Here is a 14,724-nt window from a genome sequence, read left to right as displayed (position 1 = left end):
TGGAGACCCTACTCGAACAGGCTCGAGACGCTCTCTTCCCGGTTGGTTCGGCCGATGGCTTCGCCCAGGAGGGAGGCGATGGGGATGGACCGGATGTTATGGGCGATCTTCACTGCCTCCGTGGGCTGGATCGAATCCGTGATCACCAGCTCCTTGAGCTTCGAATTGGTGATGCGGGACACGGCCCCGCCGGACAAAACGCCATGGGTAATATAGGCCGTCACGTCCTTTGCCCCCTGGGCCAGCAGTGCCTCTGCGGCATTCACCAGCGTGCCGCCGGAATCGACGATATCGTCGATCAGGATGCAGGATTTGCCCTGGACGTCGCCGATGATGTTCATCACCTCGGATTCGCCCGCCCGCTCGCGCCGCTTGTCGACGATGGCCAAGGGCGAGTCCAGGCGCTTGGCCAGCGCCCGGGCGCGCACCACGCCACCCACGTCAGGCGAGACGACAACGGTTTTCGCCACATCCATATGGTTCATGATGTCCCGCACCATCACGGGGCCGGCAAAGAGGTTGTCTGTCGGGATATCAAAGAAGCCCTGAATCTGGCCGGCGTGAAGATCCATCGTCAGCACGCGGTCAGCACCCGCCCGTGTAATTAGATTGGCAACAAGCTTTGCGGAGATGGGGGTCCGGGACCCTGATTTGCGGTCCTGCCGGGCGTAACCGAAATAGGGGATCACCGCCGTCACGCGCGCGGCAGAGGCACGCTTCAGCGCGTCGATGATGATCAGAAGTTCCATCAGATGATCGTTGGCGGGAAATGACGTCGACTGCACCACGAACATGTCCTGCCCGCGGACATTCTCCTGGATCTCGACGAAAATCTCCATGTCATTGAAGCGCTTGACCACGGCCTTCGTCATGGGAATGTTGAGGTAGGAGCAAATGGCTTCCGCCAGTGGCCGGTTGCTGTTGCCTGCCACGATCTTCATCATGCCCGAGATTCCCTGATCGCCCTGATGGCGGCTCTATAACAACCGCATGACGCAATGCAAAGAGCATTTCGCGCCTGCAACGGCAGCATTCACCAATGACAGGTCTGAGCTTGCGGCGGATTTAGCGGTAACGCTTTACCACATCGAAGATGCCGGTGGCGGCCGCCTCCGCGACAGCGTTGGCAGCCCCGCCCCAGCCCCCGTTCAAGGCGCCGGTGGGCACGTCATTGGCCTGTTTGACGTCACCCAGAACCTTGCCGCTCGGGGCTTTCACCAGCCAGCGGAGCGAAACCGACTGGGTTTTGGCGTCTTTGGCGGTGAGCTTCACATGGCCCTCGATGGTGATCGCATCTGCCTGCGGCTTGCTCACCACCGGCCAGCCCGCGCTGGAAAGGACCTTGCGCATCGCCGCCGTCAATTCCGCATCCCCACCGCCCGGTGAGCCTTTGACCGGCACCACGGCAACGGCGCGGATCGGCTCCTGGCCGGGCGTGGCCTTGGCGGGAACCGCCGTGGATTTCTTGGTTTCGGCAGGTGCCGGATCGGCCGCGGCGAGTGTGCCCTCGGCCATTGCATCGGGCGGGGGCGTTGGCATCAGCCCCGCCTCGGAAACGGCAACGCGCGGCATCACCTCTTCATTGGGCAGAGGCGTTGTTGAGGCAACCCAGGGCTTGATGTCCTCATGCTCCACCACCTTGTCCGCGTCCGCCAGCGCCATGGTGCCCAGGGCGGCCAGCCCGGGACCGTGCACGGTTTCAAAGTCAATCTCCTGGGCGGCGCGCGTTCCGGCCTTGGCGAAGAACTCGGGCGGAGGTGCTGTGAGGCCCGAAAGCCGCGTCGCATAGCCCATGGTTGAGAGCCGCTGTGCCATCACATCGGCCGTCCGCCTGGCAATGCGGTCCAGCACTGCGGAGGTGACGGCCCCCCACGGGTCTGGCCCTGAATAGACGCCGGCATTGTCCTCACCCGAAATCGTGTCGATCAGCACTCCTTCGGCATCCCGGAACTGCCATTCATAAACGACCCGCACCCCCGCACTCCCCGGCAGGGCGCGGATGCTGCCGCCCAGGCTGAACACGCCGGACTGGAACGTGCCTTCAACAAAGCCGATGTCATGCTGGCCGCCGGCACTCGCAAGCGATTGCTTGAAATCGGAGAGCTTGTCCGGCGGAATTCCCGTGATCTGCTGATAAGCCACTGGCGGCACCGTGCGGCCCTTTGGATTGCCGCTGCTGGCAGAAGGGCTTGAATCGCTCAGGATCGAACCTGCGGAACACGCCGCCAGCACCACGGCCAGCACCGCCACCAGCACTGAGACGGACCAGCGCCGATACCACTCCCCCATGCCGATGTTACGCGACTGACCCATGCGCTACCGGATTATCATGCCAAGCGGGGCCTTCGATACCGGCTCCGGACGCTTTTCCCCTATGATGTATGTGCGGCCCAGGCAATAGGCAGCACCCGCCTTGGAATTCATCAGGATCATGTGGGCGAAGAACACCATGCCGGGTTTGATCTCCACGGGATTATCCTTGTAGAACATCGGGCTGTCCATCCAGCTTGGCGTGAACTTGGCACCCAGGGAATAACCGCAGGCATTGAGCCTGTGTTCCTTCATGCCATGCGCATCCATGACCTCTGCATGCGCGGCGAAAACCTGCCCTGCGGTCCGGCCCGGAACCAGTTGCGCCTCAACCGCCGCCAGCGCCTCCTGGCAGGCCGCATCCATGGCGTGGTGCTGCTTGGTTGGAGTGCCGATCACCAGGGTGCGCATGAAGGCGGCATGGTAGTGGCGGTAGACGCCTGCCCATTCGAGTGTGAGCTGGTCACGCTTGGTCAACTTGCGCCGCCCCGACTTGTAGCGGCAGAGCAGCGCGTCACGTCCTGATCCGATGATGAATTCGTTTGCGGGATAATCTCCGCCGCCAGAGAAGATGGCAGCTTGCTGGGCGGCCAGAATGTCTCCCTCATCCGCTCCGGCCTTGGTCTTGCGCACGGCGGCTTTGAGCGCTGCATCGCCAAGTTCGCCTGCTTTCCGCACGTATTTGAGCTCCGCAGGTGACTTCACAACGCGGATCATGTTCACAAGGTCACTGGCATCGGTGAGCTTCACAAAGCCTTCGAGCGCGGCATCGACCTGTTTGCCGTTCAGATGGGTGAGGCCGTAGGACTGGTTCTCGATCCCCAGCCGCTTGCCCTTGCAGCCCAGGCTTTCCAGCATGTCCCGCAGCTGCGTGGCGGGCTTGGCACCTGCGGCATCTGTCCAGATGCGAATGTCGTCGATGATCGACGTGTGCTGCGCCTGGCGGAGATCGGCAGACCGCGTGAGCAGCGCCAGCTTGCCGTCGACGCCGAGGTAGAGGCACTGGAAGAAGCAGAAACCGAACGTGTCATATCCCGTGAGATAATACATGCTCTCCTGCTGGAACATGAGGAGGCCGTCCAGCCCTTGCGCTGCCATGGCGGCAGTGGCCGCCTCGATCCGCCGGTCATATTCGGCACGGGTGAAATGCAGGGCCATCCCCAACTCCCTAGGTAAGCGCAATGGCCGAGATGAGGCGGCCATAATCCTTTTCGTGACGGTGCGTCGCGCGGCGGTAGCTGAAGAAACGCTGCTCGTCACTGAAGGTGCAGAGTGACAGATTGACGACGTTCCCGACACCCTCATTCCGCAGCCGGTCCGTCAGATAGGCCGGCAGATCGAACATGAAGTGCCCGGGCCGGGCGGAGGCGGTAAAATAACGCGCATTGGCTGCGTCCGCCTCGAGAAAGCGCGCGGGAAATTCAGGGCCCACCTCATAGGCGGCGCGCGAAATCATGGGTCCGAGCACCGCAGTGATGCGGGCCCGCCTGGCACCCTGCTCTTCCATCAGGGACAGGGTGCGGGTGGTGACGCCGGTGAGCGCCCCCTTCCAGCCCGCATGCGCGGCACCGATGACGCGCGCCTCCGGGTCCGCAAACAGAACCGGCCCGCAATCTGCAGTCAGCACGCCCAAGGCCACACCAGGTGTGGTGGTGACGAGGCCATCGACCCTTGGCCGCTCCTCCCCCTCCCAGGGGCCAGCCACCAAGGCGGCCTCGGCACTGTGCACCTGCCAGGCGGAGAGCAGATTTGGCACAGGCACGCCCAGCCGCTCCGCAACGTCTGCACGATTGCGGTGCACCGACTGGCGCTCATCGCCAGATCCCATCCCGCAATTGAGGGAAGAGAAAATCCCGCCAGAATGCCCGCCCTGGCGCGTGAAGAAGCCATGGGAGATGCCGTCAAGCTTCAGGGCGTCTGCTTCGATCATCATGGTCCGAATGGATAGGGCGTGCTCAGGCCGGCGGAGGTGACAGCGAGCACCTTGAACAGGTTACCCATTTGCGCCTCATCCGCAAGACGTGCCTTCTGACGGTTGAGAACGGCGCCCGTTTCAGCGTCTGCCTTTGCCGCAAGCTGCGCCATGCGCGGCTCAAGCCCCATGGCGAGAAGAAACTGGCGCTGGCTCATGGCCGGGTGAGCGCGCGCGCCACCTGCCCCGAAGGCCTTGGCCAGCGCCTCGAAATCCACATGCGAGGTGAGATCCGCTTCTCCTGGCGCTTCCGTCACCGGGACAAACTGGTGACCGCGCATGGCCTGCAAAGTGTCGCCCGGGGCGGTCTTGAGGTGGCCATAGTCAATGATGAGGGCGGATCCGGCATGTCCTGCCAGCCTCTCGCCAATGTGCCGCGCAATCTGCTCGCGGAAGGGCGCGACCTCGAGGATGCTGCCTTCTTCTCCCATCGGTCCCGGCACGATGCCGCCAATCCCGATCGCGAGGCCGCCCTCCGAGAGCCCGACCACCCGCTCCCGCCACTGTCCGTCCCGCCGCTCATTTTGGCGGATCGGAATGGCATCGAAAAATTCGTTCGCCAGCAGGATCATCGGACCCTCCGGCACGTCTTCGAGACGTGCGTGCCAGGTGACCCCCTCTCCCAGCGCTTGGCTCTGCTTCTGGCGCAGCACCGGGCTCGTCTCCACCAGGTGAACCTGCACAGCCGCCGCGAGGGCGGGGGCGGCCCTGGCAAGCGTCCGCAGCACATCTGCCATGAGCGTGCCGCGGCCGGGGCCCAGTTCGACCAGGTGAATGCGCTCCGGCTGCTCCATCGCGCCCCATTGCGCCACGGTCCAGATGCCGATCAGCTCGCCGAAAACCTGAGACACTTCGGGCGCCGTCACGAAATCCCCCTTCTCACCCAGAGGATCGCGCGTGATGTAGTAGCCGTGCTGTGGATGGCCCAGGCAGAGCGCCATGTAGCGGTCGATCCGCATCGGCCCCTCCTCGGCGATCATCTCCCTCAGCAAACGTTCAAGGGGCGTCACGGCGTGACCTCACGAGAAGCCAGATCCCGATCGCACAGAGCGGCAGCGAGAGGATCATTCCCATGGTGATGAAGCCTGCGAAATAGCCAAGGAAAGAGTCCGGCTCGCGGAAGAACTCAGAAAAGATTCGTGACAGACCATAGGTGAGCGCGAAGATGCCCGATGCCCGGCCGGGATACTGGAGTGCGCCATAGCGGTGCGTGCCGATCCGCACCGCAACGAACAGCACGAGCCCTTCGAGAATGGCCTCGTAGAGCTGGCTCGGATGGCGGGCAAGCTGCAGCTCATCATGCGGGAACACCATGGCCCAGGCCACATCGGAGGGCCTGCCCCATAATTCGCCATTGATGAAATTTGCAAGCCGCCCCAGACCCAGCCCGACGGGCACCGAGGCCGCGCCCAGATCCAGCATCCGGTCCAGGCTGGTGCCGATCGACCGGCCATATAGAATGCAGGCCACGACGACCCCTAGAAAGCCGCCATGAAACGACATGCCGCCATCCCACATCCTGACGATTTCCAGAGGGTGCTGGAGATAGAACAGCGGCTTGTAGAACATCACGTAGCCGAGCCGGCCGCCCACCACCACGCCCAGCACCGACCACAGGAAAAAATCATCGACCTGGGGCACCGTCATCGAGGGTTTGGAGGCGCCCCACAGCCGCGGCGTGGAGACCAGCCGCTTCATGTACCAGGTGGCGAAGACGAGGCCCACGATATAGGCAATCGCATACCAGCGCACGGCGAAGGGGCCGATCCGGAAGATCACCGGATCGATTGTGGGATAGGCCAGCAGGGCGGGCGTGAGGGCCTCGGAAATCATGGCGGCGGACAGTGGTCGCGCCGGGGCGCCCCGTCAAGACGGACGATGCCCTTGAGCGCATCGCATCTTGAAGTCAGGAGCCAAAACCCATAGCTAGAGCGTAATAGAGAGGGCTCATGCCATGACCACGACCCAGACCCGATTTTTCGACGAACTGGCCAAGCTGATGACCAACGCCGCAGGTGCCGCGCAAGGGGTGAGGCGCGAGATCGACACGCTCGTCCAGTCCCAGATGGAACGGCTCCTCAACAACATGGACCTCGTGAAGCGCGAGGAATTCGAAGCGGTGAAGGCCATGGCCCAGAAGGCGCGCGCGGAAAATGAATCGCTTGCAGCGAGGCTCGCCGCACTCGAAGCAAAATCCGGCTCCGAAGGCGCATCCGACTCGCGTGCTGACTGAAGCGGTTCATTGACTCTAAGTCACACGATGCCGCGTGTATGGTTTCTGCAACCGTAGCGGAAAAAAAGCATTTCACCTGTGGAGGAATCGTCAAGTTTCCTTCGCTGACTCTTGAAGCGACTCAACACCTTGGGCACTTTCCCTCCTGCGGCTCGGCGGGTGATTCGTCAGCCTTCGGAGGAGTGATTGATGGCCCTCGAGGCCCTGGAAAGCGAAGAGTACAGCAATCCGCTCGATCGTGTGGAGCGCATTGCGGAGGCCTATCAATGGGCCTTCTCGCGCACCGATGCCCGTGAAGTGATGATGGAGATCTCCGGCGGCTGGAGCGACATGACTGTCTCGCTCAATTGGCGTGACGAGTTCGAGATCCTGCATGTGGCCGTGAGCCTCGAGATGAAGGTACCGCCCGGCCGCAGGGATGAGGTGGCGAAGCTTCTGGCGCGCATCAATGAGCAGCTTCTGATCGGCCACTTCGATCTCTGGCACTCGGACGGGAGCCTGCTGTTCCGCAACAGCCTGCTGCTTTCCGGCAATGCCGAGGCCAACGACCCGCAGTGCGAGGCACTGATCCGCTTTGCCGTCGAGACCTGCGAGCGTTATTTTCCGGCGGTCCAGTTTGTCGTCTGGGCCGGCCAGAGCGCGCATGAAGCGCTCGAGGCTGCAATGATTGATACCTGGGGTGAGGCCTGATGGTGAAGCTTGCCGGAACGCTGGTGCTGGTGGGAGCCGGCAAAATGGGCGGTGCCATGCTGGAAGGTTGGCTCAAGGGCGGCGCCGACCCCGCGCGCATCGTGGCGCTGGACCCCGCACCTCCTGCCGAGGTGAAGGCCATGCTGGAGCGCCACGGCGTGCGGCTGAACCCGGATGTTGCCGGCATTACCGATGCGGAGGTCGTTGTCGTCGCGGTGAAGCCGCAGCTGATGGAAGATGTTCTGCCCGGCGTCGCGGGCCTCAAATCCGCCAGGCCTCTGATCCTTTCCGTGGCGGCGGGCAAGACCATCGCCTCCTTCGAGCGCCATTTCGGATCCGATGCGGCGGTGATCCGCACCATTCCCAACACACCGGCAGCGGTCGGCCGCGGCATTACCGCCATGGCCGCCAATGGCAATGTCTCGCCCGCACAGCTGGCGCTTGCCCGCACGCTCCTTGAAGCCGTGGGCGAAGTCGTGACAGTTGAGACCGAAGCAATGATCGATGCCGTTACCGCCGTTTCAGGTTCTGGCCCGGCCTATGTGTTCTACTTGACCGAATGCCTGGCGGCGGCGGGTGAGAAGCAAGGGCTCTCGAAGGAGCTCGCCATGCAGCTGGCCCGCGCCACGGTAGCGGGTGCGGGCGAACTGATGCGCCAGTCCGGCATCGAAGCGGCAACGCTCCGCCAGAATGTGACATCGCCCAAGGGCACGACCTATGAGGCGCTGCAGGTGCTGATGGCGGAAGACGGCATGCAGCCTCTCTTCGACAAGGCGATTGCCGCAGCCACCAGACGGTCCCGCGAACTGGCGAGCTGAGGCAACATGGCGATTTCCTTTGATGATTTTCTGAAGGTCGACGTGCGGGTGGGCACCATCATCGCGGTTGACCCCTTTCCGGAAGCGCGGAAACCCGCTTTCAAGCTGCGGATCGATTTCGGCCCGGAGATCGGCGTCAAGAAGTCCTCAGCGCAAGTCACGAAATACTACACGCCTGAAACGCTGCTGGGGCGCCAGGTGGCGGCCGTCGTCAATTTCCCGCCGCGCCAGATCGGCCCCTTCATGTCCGAAGTGCTGACCCTCGGCTTCCCCGATGGCGATGGCGACGTGGTGCTTGTGGCCGTGGAACGTGCCGTTCCCAATGGCGGCCGCCTGTTCTAGCCGCGACGGTGTTTCCACGCCGGGAATTTAATCCTTGACAGCGCGCGCTCGATAGGATAGAAAGGCGCATACTCCGAAATTGTATCCCGTGGCGACATTCCGGCGAAAGCCAGGATCGCTGGCAGACTTGAACTCTATCTGGTCCGTCATGCCAGCGAAGGCTGGCATGACGCTTTGTGTCGGCATGTCCGGCCAGCAAAGCGGGATGCCAGCCTACGCTGGCGTGGCGGTGCGAGCTAGAGGCTGATCTCAGCTGAACGCGCGCCGCTCTATGGGATGCGGCCTCTGGATGACCAACGAAAAGGTGACGACGACCGATGCTCAGCGCGATCTGGCGAATGATGCTGGCGTTCATTGGCCGTGTTGGGGCCATGAAGGGCGCGGACGTGACCGGAGGGGCTTCAGCCCAGCCCGAACATCTTCTTCCAGTTGTTCATGGCCTGCATCCACGGGTTTTCCGTGGCGGGGCCTGCGCCCCAGATGTCTTTGGGGGGCTTCATGCCGAAGATCTTTTCGTAGGACTCGAGCGTCGCCTTCCAGGTGTCCGCCATGGAGGCGAATTGCCTGGCGTCGAGGCCTTGTGCCATGGGGCGTTCGCCGATCATCTGGCCGAGATTTTCCCAATAATTCTGGGCGGTCTGGATATGCATCATCCAGGCATCGTTCACGGGGCCGGGCGGGATCACCTGATGGCCGGCGCGCATGGCGAGAAACAGGAACTTGCGATATTCCTCGATCACGCGCTGCGTGGTTTCGGCGTTCTGGCCCATCTGCTTCTGCATCGCCTCCATCAAGGGGGCAAAGGCCTGCAGGCCATCGGCGTTCATCATGTTGAGTTTGAGCCAGAGCGGGTCGACGCGATAATCCATCATGAGAACCTCTATACCGGAATTTGCACGAGAGCGCGAAGCCCGCCTTTCGGACTATCTTCGAGTTTCAGTTCTCCACCATGGGCGCGTGCAATGTCGAGCGCAATCGCCAGGCCGAGCCCGGTTCCTGTTTCATCGAGATTGCGGGCATTGTCGAGGCGGACGAAGGGGCGGAACGCCTCGGCGCGCTGTTCAGGCGGAATGCCGGGGCCATCATCATCGACAAGGAGCGTCAGCATGTGGTCCGACACCTTCGCCGTCACCTTCACCGTTCTGGCATAGCGCACGGCATTGCCGATGAGATTGGAGAGAAGCCTGCCGAAGGCGTTGGGCTTGACCCGCACCATCTGGCCCTGCGTCACCTCGACGTCAACCGTGCCGCCGTCCCGCTCAGAGGCGCGGGCGGCCGTGCGCACCAGATCGGCGAGATTGACCTCACGTGCAGCTTCTCCGGCATCACCCTTCACGAAAGCCATATAGGCTTCGAGCATGTGCTGCATCTCGTCCACGTCTTCCTTCAGGGGCTGAACCTTCGGACCGTCACCCAGCACGGCGAGTTCCAGCTTGAAGCGGGTGAGGATGGTGCGCAGATCGTGGCTGACGCCGGCGAGCATCGCGGTGCGCTGCTCCACCTGGCGCGCGATACGGTCCCGCATGTCCAGGAATGCTTCGCCTGCCGCCTTCACCTCGCGCGCGCCGCGGGGGCGGAAAGAACCGAGATCGCGCCCGGTGCCGAAATTCTGCGCCGCGCGCGCAAGATCGGTGATGGGGCGGATCTGGTTTCGCAGGAAGATGATGGCAATGCCGAGGAGCAGGAGCGAGGACAGCAGCATCAACGCCAGCAGGAAGCCGGTGGAGGTGGCGAAGGTGCGCTCGCCCCGGGTGCGGAACTGGAAGACCGTGTCCTTGCCGGTCAGCACCCGCACCTCGACGTAATCCGGCTGCTCGCGGCTGTCGAGCCAGAAGGGCCGCTTCATCTGCACGGTGAACTCACGCGCAAGCCGCGTGTCGGCACGCGAGAAGAAAGGCTCCGGCAGGGGCGGCGGCAGCTGGCCCTTCTCGATCGTCAGGCCGAGGCTCAGCGTGCCATTGGCCAATGCCTCGATCCGGTCCTCGGCGGCAGCGCTCTTGTCAGAATCCTCGTAGAGTTGGACGAGCAGGCTCACGTCCCGCGCATAGGAGCGCGCGAGAAGCCGTGTCACATTCTCGAAATGCCTTTCGAGGATGAGGCCGGTCATGATGGTTTGCAGCAGCACCACGGGTGCCACGAGAATGATGAGCGCGCGCGGGAACAAGCCTTCCGGCATGCGCCGTTCGAGGAAGGCGTTGAAATGGTCGAACAGCCAGTTGCGCGCCATGTGCTCAGCCCTCAGTCGATGTGCAGCACATAGCCGGCGCCGCGCACTGTCTGGAGATAGACGGGGTTCGATGGATCGTCCTCGATCTTCTGGCGCAGGCGGTTGATCTGGACATCCACACTGCGGGCACCCTCTTCTGATCCTTCGGGGGCAAGCTCGCCGCGCACCACGGTGCTTCCCGCATTGGCGGCCAGCGTCTTCAGGAATTCCCGCTCGCGCGTGGTGAGCCTTATCAGCTCCGGCCCGCGCCGCAATTCGCCGCGCTGGAGATGGAAGGTGAAGGGTCCGAAGGCCACTTCCGCCCGGCCGCGGCCCGGCTGGTCCTGGCGGCGCAGCAGGCCGCGGATGCGCAGCAGCAACTCACGCGGCTCGAAGGGCTTGGCGAGATAATCATCACTCCCCGTTTCAAGCCCCGCAATGCGGTCGGATGATTCCGCGAGGGCTGACAGCATGAGCACCGGCACGGTGTTGCCCTCCGCCCGCAGCCAGCCCGTGAAGGAGAGGCCCGTTTCACCCGGCATCATGATGTCGAGGATGACGAGATCGAACGAGACGATGCGCATCTTCTCGCGCGCTTCTGCAGCGGTTGCTGCCACCGAGATGCGGAAGCCGTTCTCGATCAGATAGGTCTGGAGCAAGTTGCGGATGCGCCGGTCATCATCCACCACGAGTATGTGGGGAAGATCATCCATGGGGAGGCTCCCCATCGCCCAGCAGGCTTGCCCGGTCGATCCAGTCCCGCACCGCCTCCCGGTTCGCGGGCGACACCATGTGGTAAAGCACCCGGCGGTAGAGATGCGCGGCATTGCCCTCCGGCAGCGACACGGCGCGGCGGATGCGGTTGATCTGCGGGCCCATCAGACGCTGGCGCAGCTCTTCGCCCGCCTCCGTCAGGTGCAGGAGGCGCTGGCGGCGATCCGTGTCGCCCTCCTTCTGGTACACATATCCCTTGTCGATCAGCTCCTTCAGCACGCGGCCGAGGCTCTGCTTGGTGATCTGCAGAATATCGAGCAGCTGCTGCACCGTCATGCCGGGGTCACGCCCGACAAAATGCAGCACCCGGTGGTGCGCGCGGCCAAAACCGAACTGCCCCAGAATCTCGTCCGGATCGGACACGAAATCGCGGTAGGCAAAGAACATCAGCTCGATGAGCGCAACAGTGTCCTGCTCGCTTATATTGTCCCCTGCCGGATGGTGGCCCGTTTCTTGGGCAGAAATTATGTCAGCCATATTGACATATTTAACCCGGCTCGTTACGCTTGGCCAGTTGAAAATGAGATGTGGGCGCGAGGGCGGCATTTTGCTGGCTTTCAGCCCAGCAACATAGGCCGGACAGGAGCTTCAAGCCATGACGATCATACCCTTTGACCAGCGCGACGGTTGGATCTGGTTCAACGGCGAGATCGTGCCCTGGAAGGAGGCCAAGGTTCACGTGCTGACCCATGGCCTGCACTATGGCTCCTCCGTGTTCGAGGGCGAGCGCGCCTATGACGGCGTGATCTTCAAATCGACCGAGCATTCAATCCGGCTGCGGAAATCCGCCGAGATCATGGATTTCGAGATCCCCTATTCGGTGGAAGAGCTGAACGCGGCGAAGGACAAGGTCGTGGCCCTCAACGGCGGCGGCGACCAGTATGTGCGGCCCGTCGCCTGGCGCGGCTCCGAGATGATGGCCGTCTCCGCCCAGCACAACAAGATCCACGTGGCGATCGCCACCTGGGCCTGGCCCTCCATGTTCGATCCCGAAACCAAGATGAAGGGCATCAAGCTCGACATTGCGGAATTCCGCAGGCCCGACCCGCAATGCGCACCCGTTCATGCCAAGGCCGCAGGGCTCTACATGATCTGCACCATCTCGAAGCACAAGGCCGAGAAGAAGGGCTATGCCGACGCGATGATGCTGGACTGGCAGGGCCGCGTGGCCGAATGCACCGGCGCCAACATCTTCTTCACGAGGGACGGCGCCATTCACACGCCAGTGGCCGACTGCTTCCTGAACGGGATCACCCGACAGACGGTTCTGCAGCTGGCGAAGGAACAGGGCCTCGAGGTGATTGAGCGCCGGATCATGCCGGAGGAGCTTCCCTCCTTCAACGAATGCTTCATCGTGGGCTCGGCAGCCGAGGTGACACCCGTGGCCGAGATCGGCCCCTACAGCTTCAAGCCCGGCAACATCAGCCGCACCCTGATGGATGCCTACACCAATGCTGTGAGGCCAAAGTCGAAGGCCGCCTGAGCTTTCCGTCCAGAGGTTGCAAAGTGAAGGCCGCTGCCCCCGGGCGCGGCCTTAACCATTCGCGAGACAGTCTTTGACGGAGCGCAAACGATCTCATAGCGTGCCGCCCTCACTGGAGGTTCACGTGATGAAATCGAAAGTCTCTCGCAGACGGGCGGGCATGTTCCTGCTCTGCGCCCTGGCGGCGGCCGGCATGCTCGCCGGACCGCAGCAGCAGGCGGAAGCCAAGACCATGGGGCCCACGGCCGCTGCCATCGTCGGCGGTGTGGCAGGTCTCGCCGTTGGCGCGGCCATTGCCGACGCCAACAAGCCGCGCACCAAGAAAGTTTATTATCCGGGCTATGTGCCGCCCTATGCGCCGGGCCAGTATGACCCCTATTTCAACCAGGCCTTCAGCCCGACCACGGGCATCGTGTGCTATCCGGCGCAGCGGGCCTGCTACAACAACAATGGCAGCGTGAACGGCGTGTGGTCACGCAAAGTCTATGGCTATTGATCGGGGTGACATGATGAGACTTCTTTCTTCGCTCCGCTCCGCCGCCGGCGCTGCCGTGCTGCTGGGCCTCGCCCTCTCCGCCACGCCCGCGCTGGCCGATGATTTCCGCATCGATGATGCATGGAAAGCGGCACTGCAGGACAATGAAGGCATACTGGACGAAAAGCAGCAGGCGGTGATCAACGGCATCGCCTTCAGCGCCGCCGCTGCCCTGCTGTGCGACGGGATCGACATCGACGGTGAAAAGGTGGCCAAGGCCACCACCGCCGTTCTCGCGGGCGGCCCTGCCGACCTGACGGATGACGAGCAACTCGAACGTTACTCCAACATCCTGCTGATGCTGGGAACGGCCAAGGGCATCCTTCTGGCGGAAGGCGCCCTTCACAAGGACGACTTCTGCGCCAGCGCCAACCAGCAGAAGGCGGACACGCAGGTCGCCAATTTCTGGAAATGACGTGAAGATTCAATCCGCCGGGCAAGTACCCGGCGGATTCCTTATTGGCGAATATCACAACTTATGCGTTTGACGGGAATATGCTCACTGCCTAGACTGTGATGCTCAAGGAGAGCATCATGAATCACGGCACTGCTCCGTCATTGAGACATTCTGCGCTGGCACTGCTGGCAACGGCCTCGATCTTTCTCAGCATGCATCAGGCCGCGGAAGCCAAGACGATTGGCCCGACGGCGGCGGCCATTCTCGGCGGCGTCGCAGGCCTTGCGGTGGGCGCCGCCATCGCCGATGCCAACCATCACAACAACCGGCGCATCTATTACGAAGGCTATCAGCAGCCCTATCCGCCCGGTGGCTATGATGCGTATTTCAACCGCTCCTTCAGCCCGGCGCCGAGGGTCGTGTGCTATCCGGCGCAGCGGCTTTGCTACGATGCCAACGGCACCGTTGCGCATAAGTGGACGCGCCGGATCTATGGCTACTGAGCGGGAGATGATGATGGGTATTTTCTCAGCTGCGCGCCGTGGAACGGCTCCGGCCTTGCTCTGCGCCCTCACGGTTTTTGCACCGCCCGCCATTGCCGACGACAGGCGGATTGATGACGCCTGGAAGGCGGCCCTCGTTGACCAGCAGGGGGTGCTCAGCGGAAAGCAACTGGCGATCGTCAACGCCATTGCCTATGGCGCCGCCGCGGCACTTCTGTGCGACGGGATCGGCATTGACCCCGACAAGGTGGCAGCCGCGACGACCGGTGTTCTGGCCGAAGGTCCGAAGGACCTGACCGAGGAGGAAGAGCTGGTACGCTATACCAACATCATGCTGATGATGGGCACCTCCAAGGGCATTCTCTTGTCCGAAGGCGCGCTGCACAAGGCGGATTTCTGCGCCAACGCACTGGAGGCAAAGACCTCCGCTCCGGCGGAAACTTTCTGGAAATAGGTGGCGC

19 protein-coding genes are annotated in these 14,724 nt (G+C 62.9%); 9 read left to right on the top strand and 10 right to left on the bottom strand.

Annotated elements, in window-relative coordinates:
- Nucleotides 1–8 precede the first annotated feature (8 nt).
- The 6 genes from ACO06F_RS18150 to lgt all read right to left on the bottom strand — a co-directional run bounded on the left by ACO06F_RS18150 (nt 9) and on the right by lgt (nt 6,115).
- On the bottom strand, nt 9–941 hold the full coding sequence (locus ACO06F_RS18150; protein ID WP_421696718.1) for a ribose-phosphate pyrophosphokinase: 933 nt from the start codon (nt 939–941) through the stop codon (nt 9–11).
- 124 nt (nt 942–1,065) lie between these two features.
- Nucleotides 1,066–2,313: a hypothetical protein gene (locus ACO06F_RS18145; protein WP_421694134.1), complete on the bottom strand. Its 1,248-nt coding sequence runs from the start codon at nt 2,311–2,313 to the stop codon at nt 1,066–1,068.
- 3 nt (nt 2,314–2,316) lie between these two features.
- Nucleotides 2,317–3,468 carry a M24 family metallopeptidase gene (locus tag ACO06F_RS18140; protein ID WP_421694133.1) on the bottom strand — a complete coding sequence of 384 codons (1,152 nt, stop codon included), beginning with the start codon at nt 3,466–3,468 and terminating at the stop codon, nt 2,317–2,319.
- Between the two features lie 10 nt (nt 3,469–3,478).
- Complete coding sequence (pgeF, locus tag ACO06F_RS18135; protein ID WP_421694132.1) at nt 3,479–4,243, bottom strand: peptidoglycan editing factor PgeF; 765 nt, start codon at nt 4,241–4,243, stop codon at nt 3,479–3,481.
- Nucleotides 4,240–5,292, bottom strand: coding sequence for a class I SAM-dependent methyltransferase (locus ACO06F_RS18130; RefSeq protein WP_421694131.1), 1,053 nt, complete (start codon nt 5,290–5,292; stop codon nt 4,240–4,242). The genes pgeF and ACO06F_RS18130 overlap by 4 nt, the downstream gene beginning before the upstream one ends.
- Nucleotides 5,279–6,115 (bottom strand): prolipoprotein diacylglyceryl transferase, encoded by an 837-nt coding sequence (gene lgt, locus ACO06F_RS18125; RefSeq protein ID WP_421694130.1) that lies wholly within the window; start codon nt 6,113–6,115, stop codon nt 5,279–5,281. The genes ACO06F_RS18130 and lgt overlap by 14 nt, the downstream gene beginning before the upstream one ends.
- Nucleotides 6,116–6,236: 121 nt before the next feature.
- Here lgt and ACO06F_RS18120 point away from each other — a divergent pair, with 121 nt between their 5' ends.
- The 4 genes from ACO06F_RS18120 (at nt 6,237) to ACO06F_RS18105 (ending at nt 8,365) form a co-directional block, all read left to right on the top strand.
- Nucleotides 6,237–6,515, top strand: a complete 279-nt coding sequence (locus ACO06F_RS18120; RefSeq protein WP_421694129.1) for an accessory factor UbiK family protein — start codon at nt 6,237–6,239, stop codon at nt 6,513–6,515.
- A 189-nt stretch (nt 6,516–6,704) separates the two neighbouring features.
- Entirely contained in the window at nt 6,705–7,205 is a 501-nt protein-coding gene (locus tag ACO06F_RS18115) for a YbjN domain-containing protein (protein ID WP_421694128.1), read from the top strand.
- Nucleotides 7,202–8,023, top strand: a complete 822-nt coding sequence (gene proC / locus ACO06F_RS18110; RefSeq protein ID WP_421696717.1) for a pyrroline-5-carboxylate reductase — start codon at nt 7,202–7,204, stop codon at nt 8,021–8,023. The genes ACO06F_RS18115 and proC overlap by 4 nt, the downstream gene beginning before the upstream one ends.
- Nucleotides 8,024–8,029: 6 nt before the next feature.
- Entirely contained in the window at nt 8,030–8,365 is a 336-nt protein-coding gene (locus tag ACO06F_RS18105; protein WP_421694127.1) for a tRNA-binding protein, read from the top strand.
- A gap of 401 nt (nt 8,366–8,766) precedes the next feature.
- Here the strand turns inward: ACO06F_RS18105 and ACO06F_RS18100 are convergent, their stop codons facing one another.
- Genes ACO06F_RS18100 through ACO06F_RS18085 form a run of 4 tightly spaced genes read right to left on the bottom strand, consistent with a single transcriptional unit; the run spans nt 8,767 to nt 11,822 of the window.
- Nucleotides 8,767–9,237 carry a hypothetical protein gene (locus ACO06F_RS18100; protein ID WP_421694126.1) on the bottom strand — a complete coding sequence of 157 codons (471 nt, stop codon included), beginning with the start codon at nt 9,235–9,237 and terminating at the stop codon, nt 8,767–8,769.
- Nucleotides 9,238–9,245: 8 nt separating this feature from the next.
- Nucleotides 9,246–10,592 carry an ATP-binding protein gene (locus tag ACO06F_RS18095; RefSeq protein WP_421694125.1) on the bottom strand — a complete coding sequence of 449 codons (1,347 nt, stop codon included), beginning with the start codon at nt 10,590–10,592 and terminating at the stop codon, nt 9,246–9,248.
- Nucleotides 10,593–10,603: 11 nt separating this feature from the next.
- Nucleotides 10,604–11,284, bottom strand: a complete 681-nt coding sequence (locus tag ACO06F_RS18090) for a response regulator (protein ID WP_421694124.1) — start codon at nt 11,282–11,284, stop codon at nt 10,604–10,606.
- On the bottom strand, nt 11,277–11,822 hold the full coding sequence (locus ACO06F_RS18085) for a MarR family winged helix-turn-helix transcriptional regulator (protein WP_421694123.1): 546 nt from the start codon (nt 11,820–11,822) through the stop codon (nt 11,277–11,279). The genes ACO06F_RS18090 and ACO06F_RS18085 overlap by 8 nt, the downstream gene beginning before the upstream one ends.
- A gap of 118 nt (nt 11,823–11,940) precedes the next feature.
- Here ACO06F_RS18085 and ACO06F_RS18080 point away from each other — a divergent pair, with 118 nt between their 5' ends.
- From ACO06F_RS18080 to ACO06F_RS18060, 5 genes are all read left to right on the top strand, one after another.
- Nucleotides 11,941–12,828, top strand: coding sequence for a branched-chain amino acid aminotransferase (locus tag ACO06F_RS18080; RefSeq protein WP_421694122.1), 888 nt, complete (start codon nt 11,941–11,943; stop codon nt 12,826–12,828).
- Between the two features lie 127 nt (nt 12,829–12,955).
- Complete coding sequence (locus ACO06F_RS18075) at nt 12,956–13,324, top strand: hypothetical protein (protein ID WP_421694121.1); 369 nt, start codon at nt 12,956–12,958, stop codon at nt 13,322–13,324.
- Nucleotides 13,325–13,334: 10 nt separating this feature from the next.
- A complete protein-coding gene (locus ACO06F_RS18070) occupies nt 13,335–13,778 on the top strand; it encodes a hypothetical protein (RefSeq protein WP_421694120.1) in 444 nt (147 codons plus the stop codon).
- 119 nt (nt 13,779–13,897) lie between these two features.
- Nucleotides 13,898–14,263 carry a hypothetical protein gene (locus tag ACO06F_RS18065; protein ID WP_421694119.1) on the top strand — a complete coding sequence of 122 codons (366 nt, stop codon included), beginning with the start codon at nt 13,898–13,900 and terminating at the stop codon, nt 14,261–14,263.
- A 7-nt stretch (nt 14,264–14,270) separates the two neighbouring features.
- Nucleotides 14,271–14,717 carry a hypothetical protein gene (locus tag ACO06F_RS18060; RefSeq protein ID WP_421694118.1) on the top strand — a complete coding sequence of 149 codons (447 nt, stop codon included), beginning with the start codon at nt 14,271–14,273 and terminating at the stop codon, nt 14,715–14,717.
- The last annotated feature ends 7 nt before the right edge of the window (nt 14,718–14,724 follow it).

Source organism: Aestuariivirga sp. (assembly GCF_965227715.1).
GTDB lineage: Bacteria > Pseudomonadota > Alphaproteobacteria > Rhizobiales > Aestuariivirgaceae > Aestuariivirga.
This window is presented reverse-complemented; position numbering and strand designations above follow the sequence as displayed.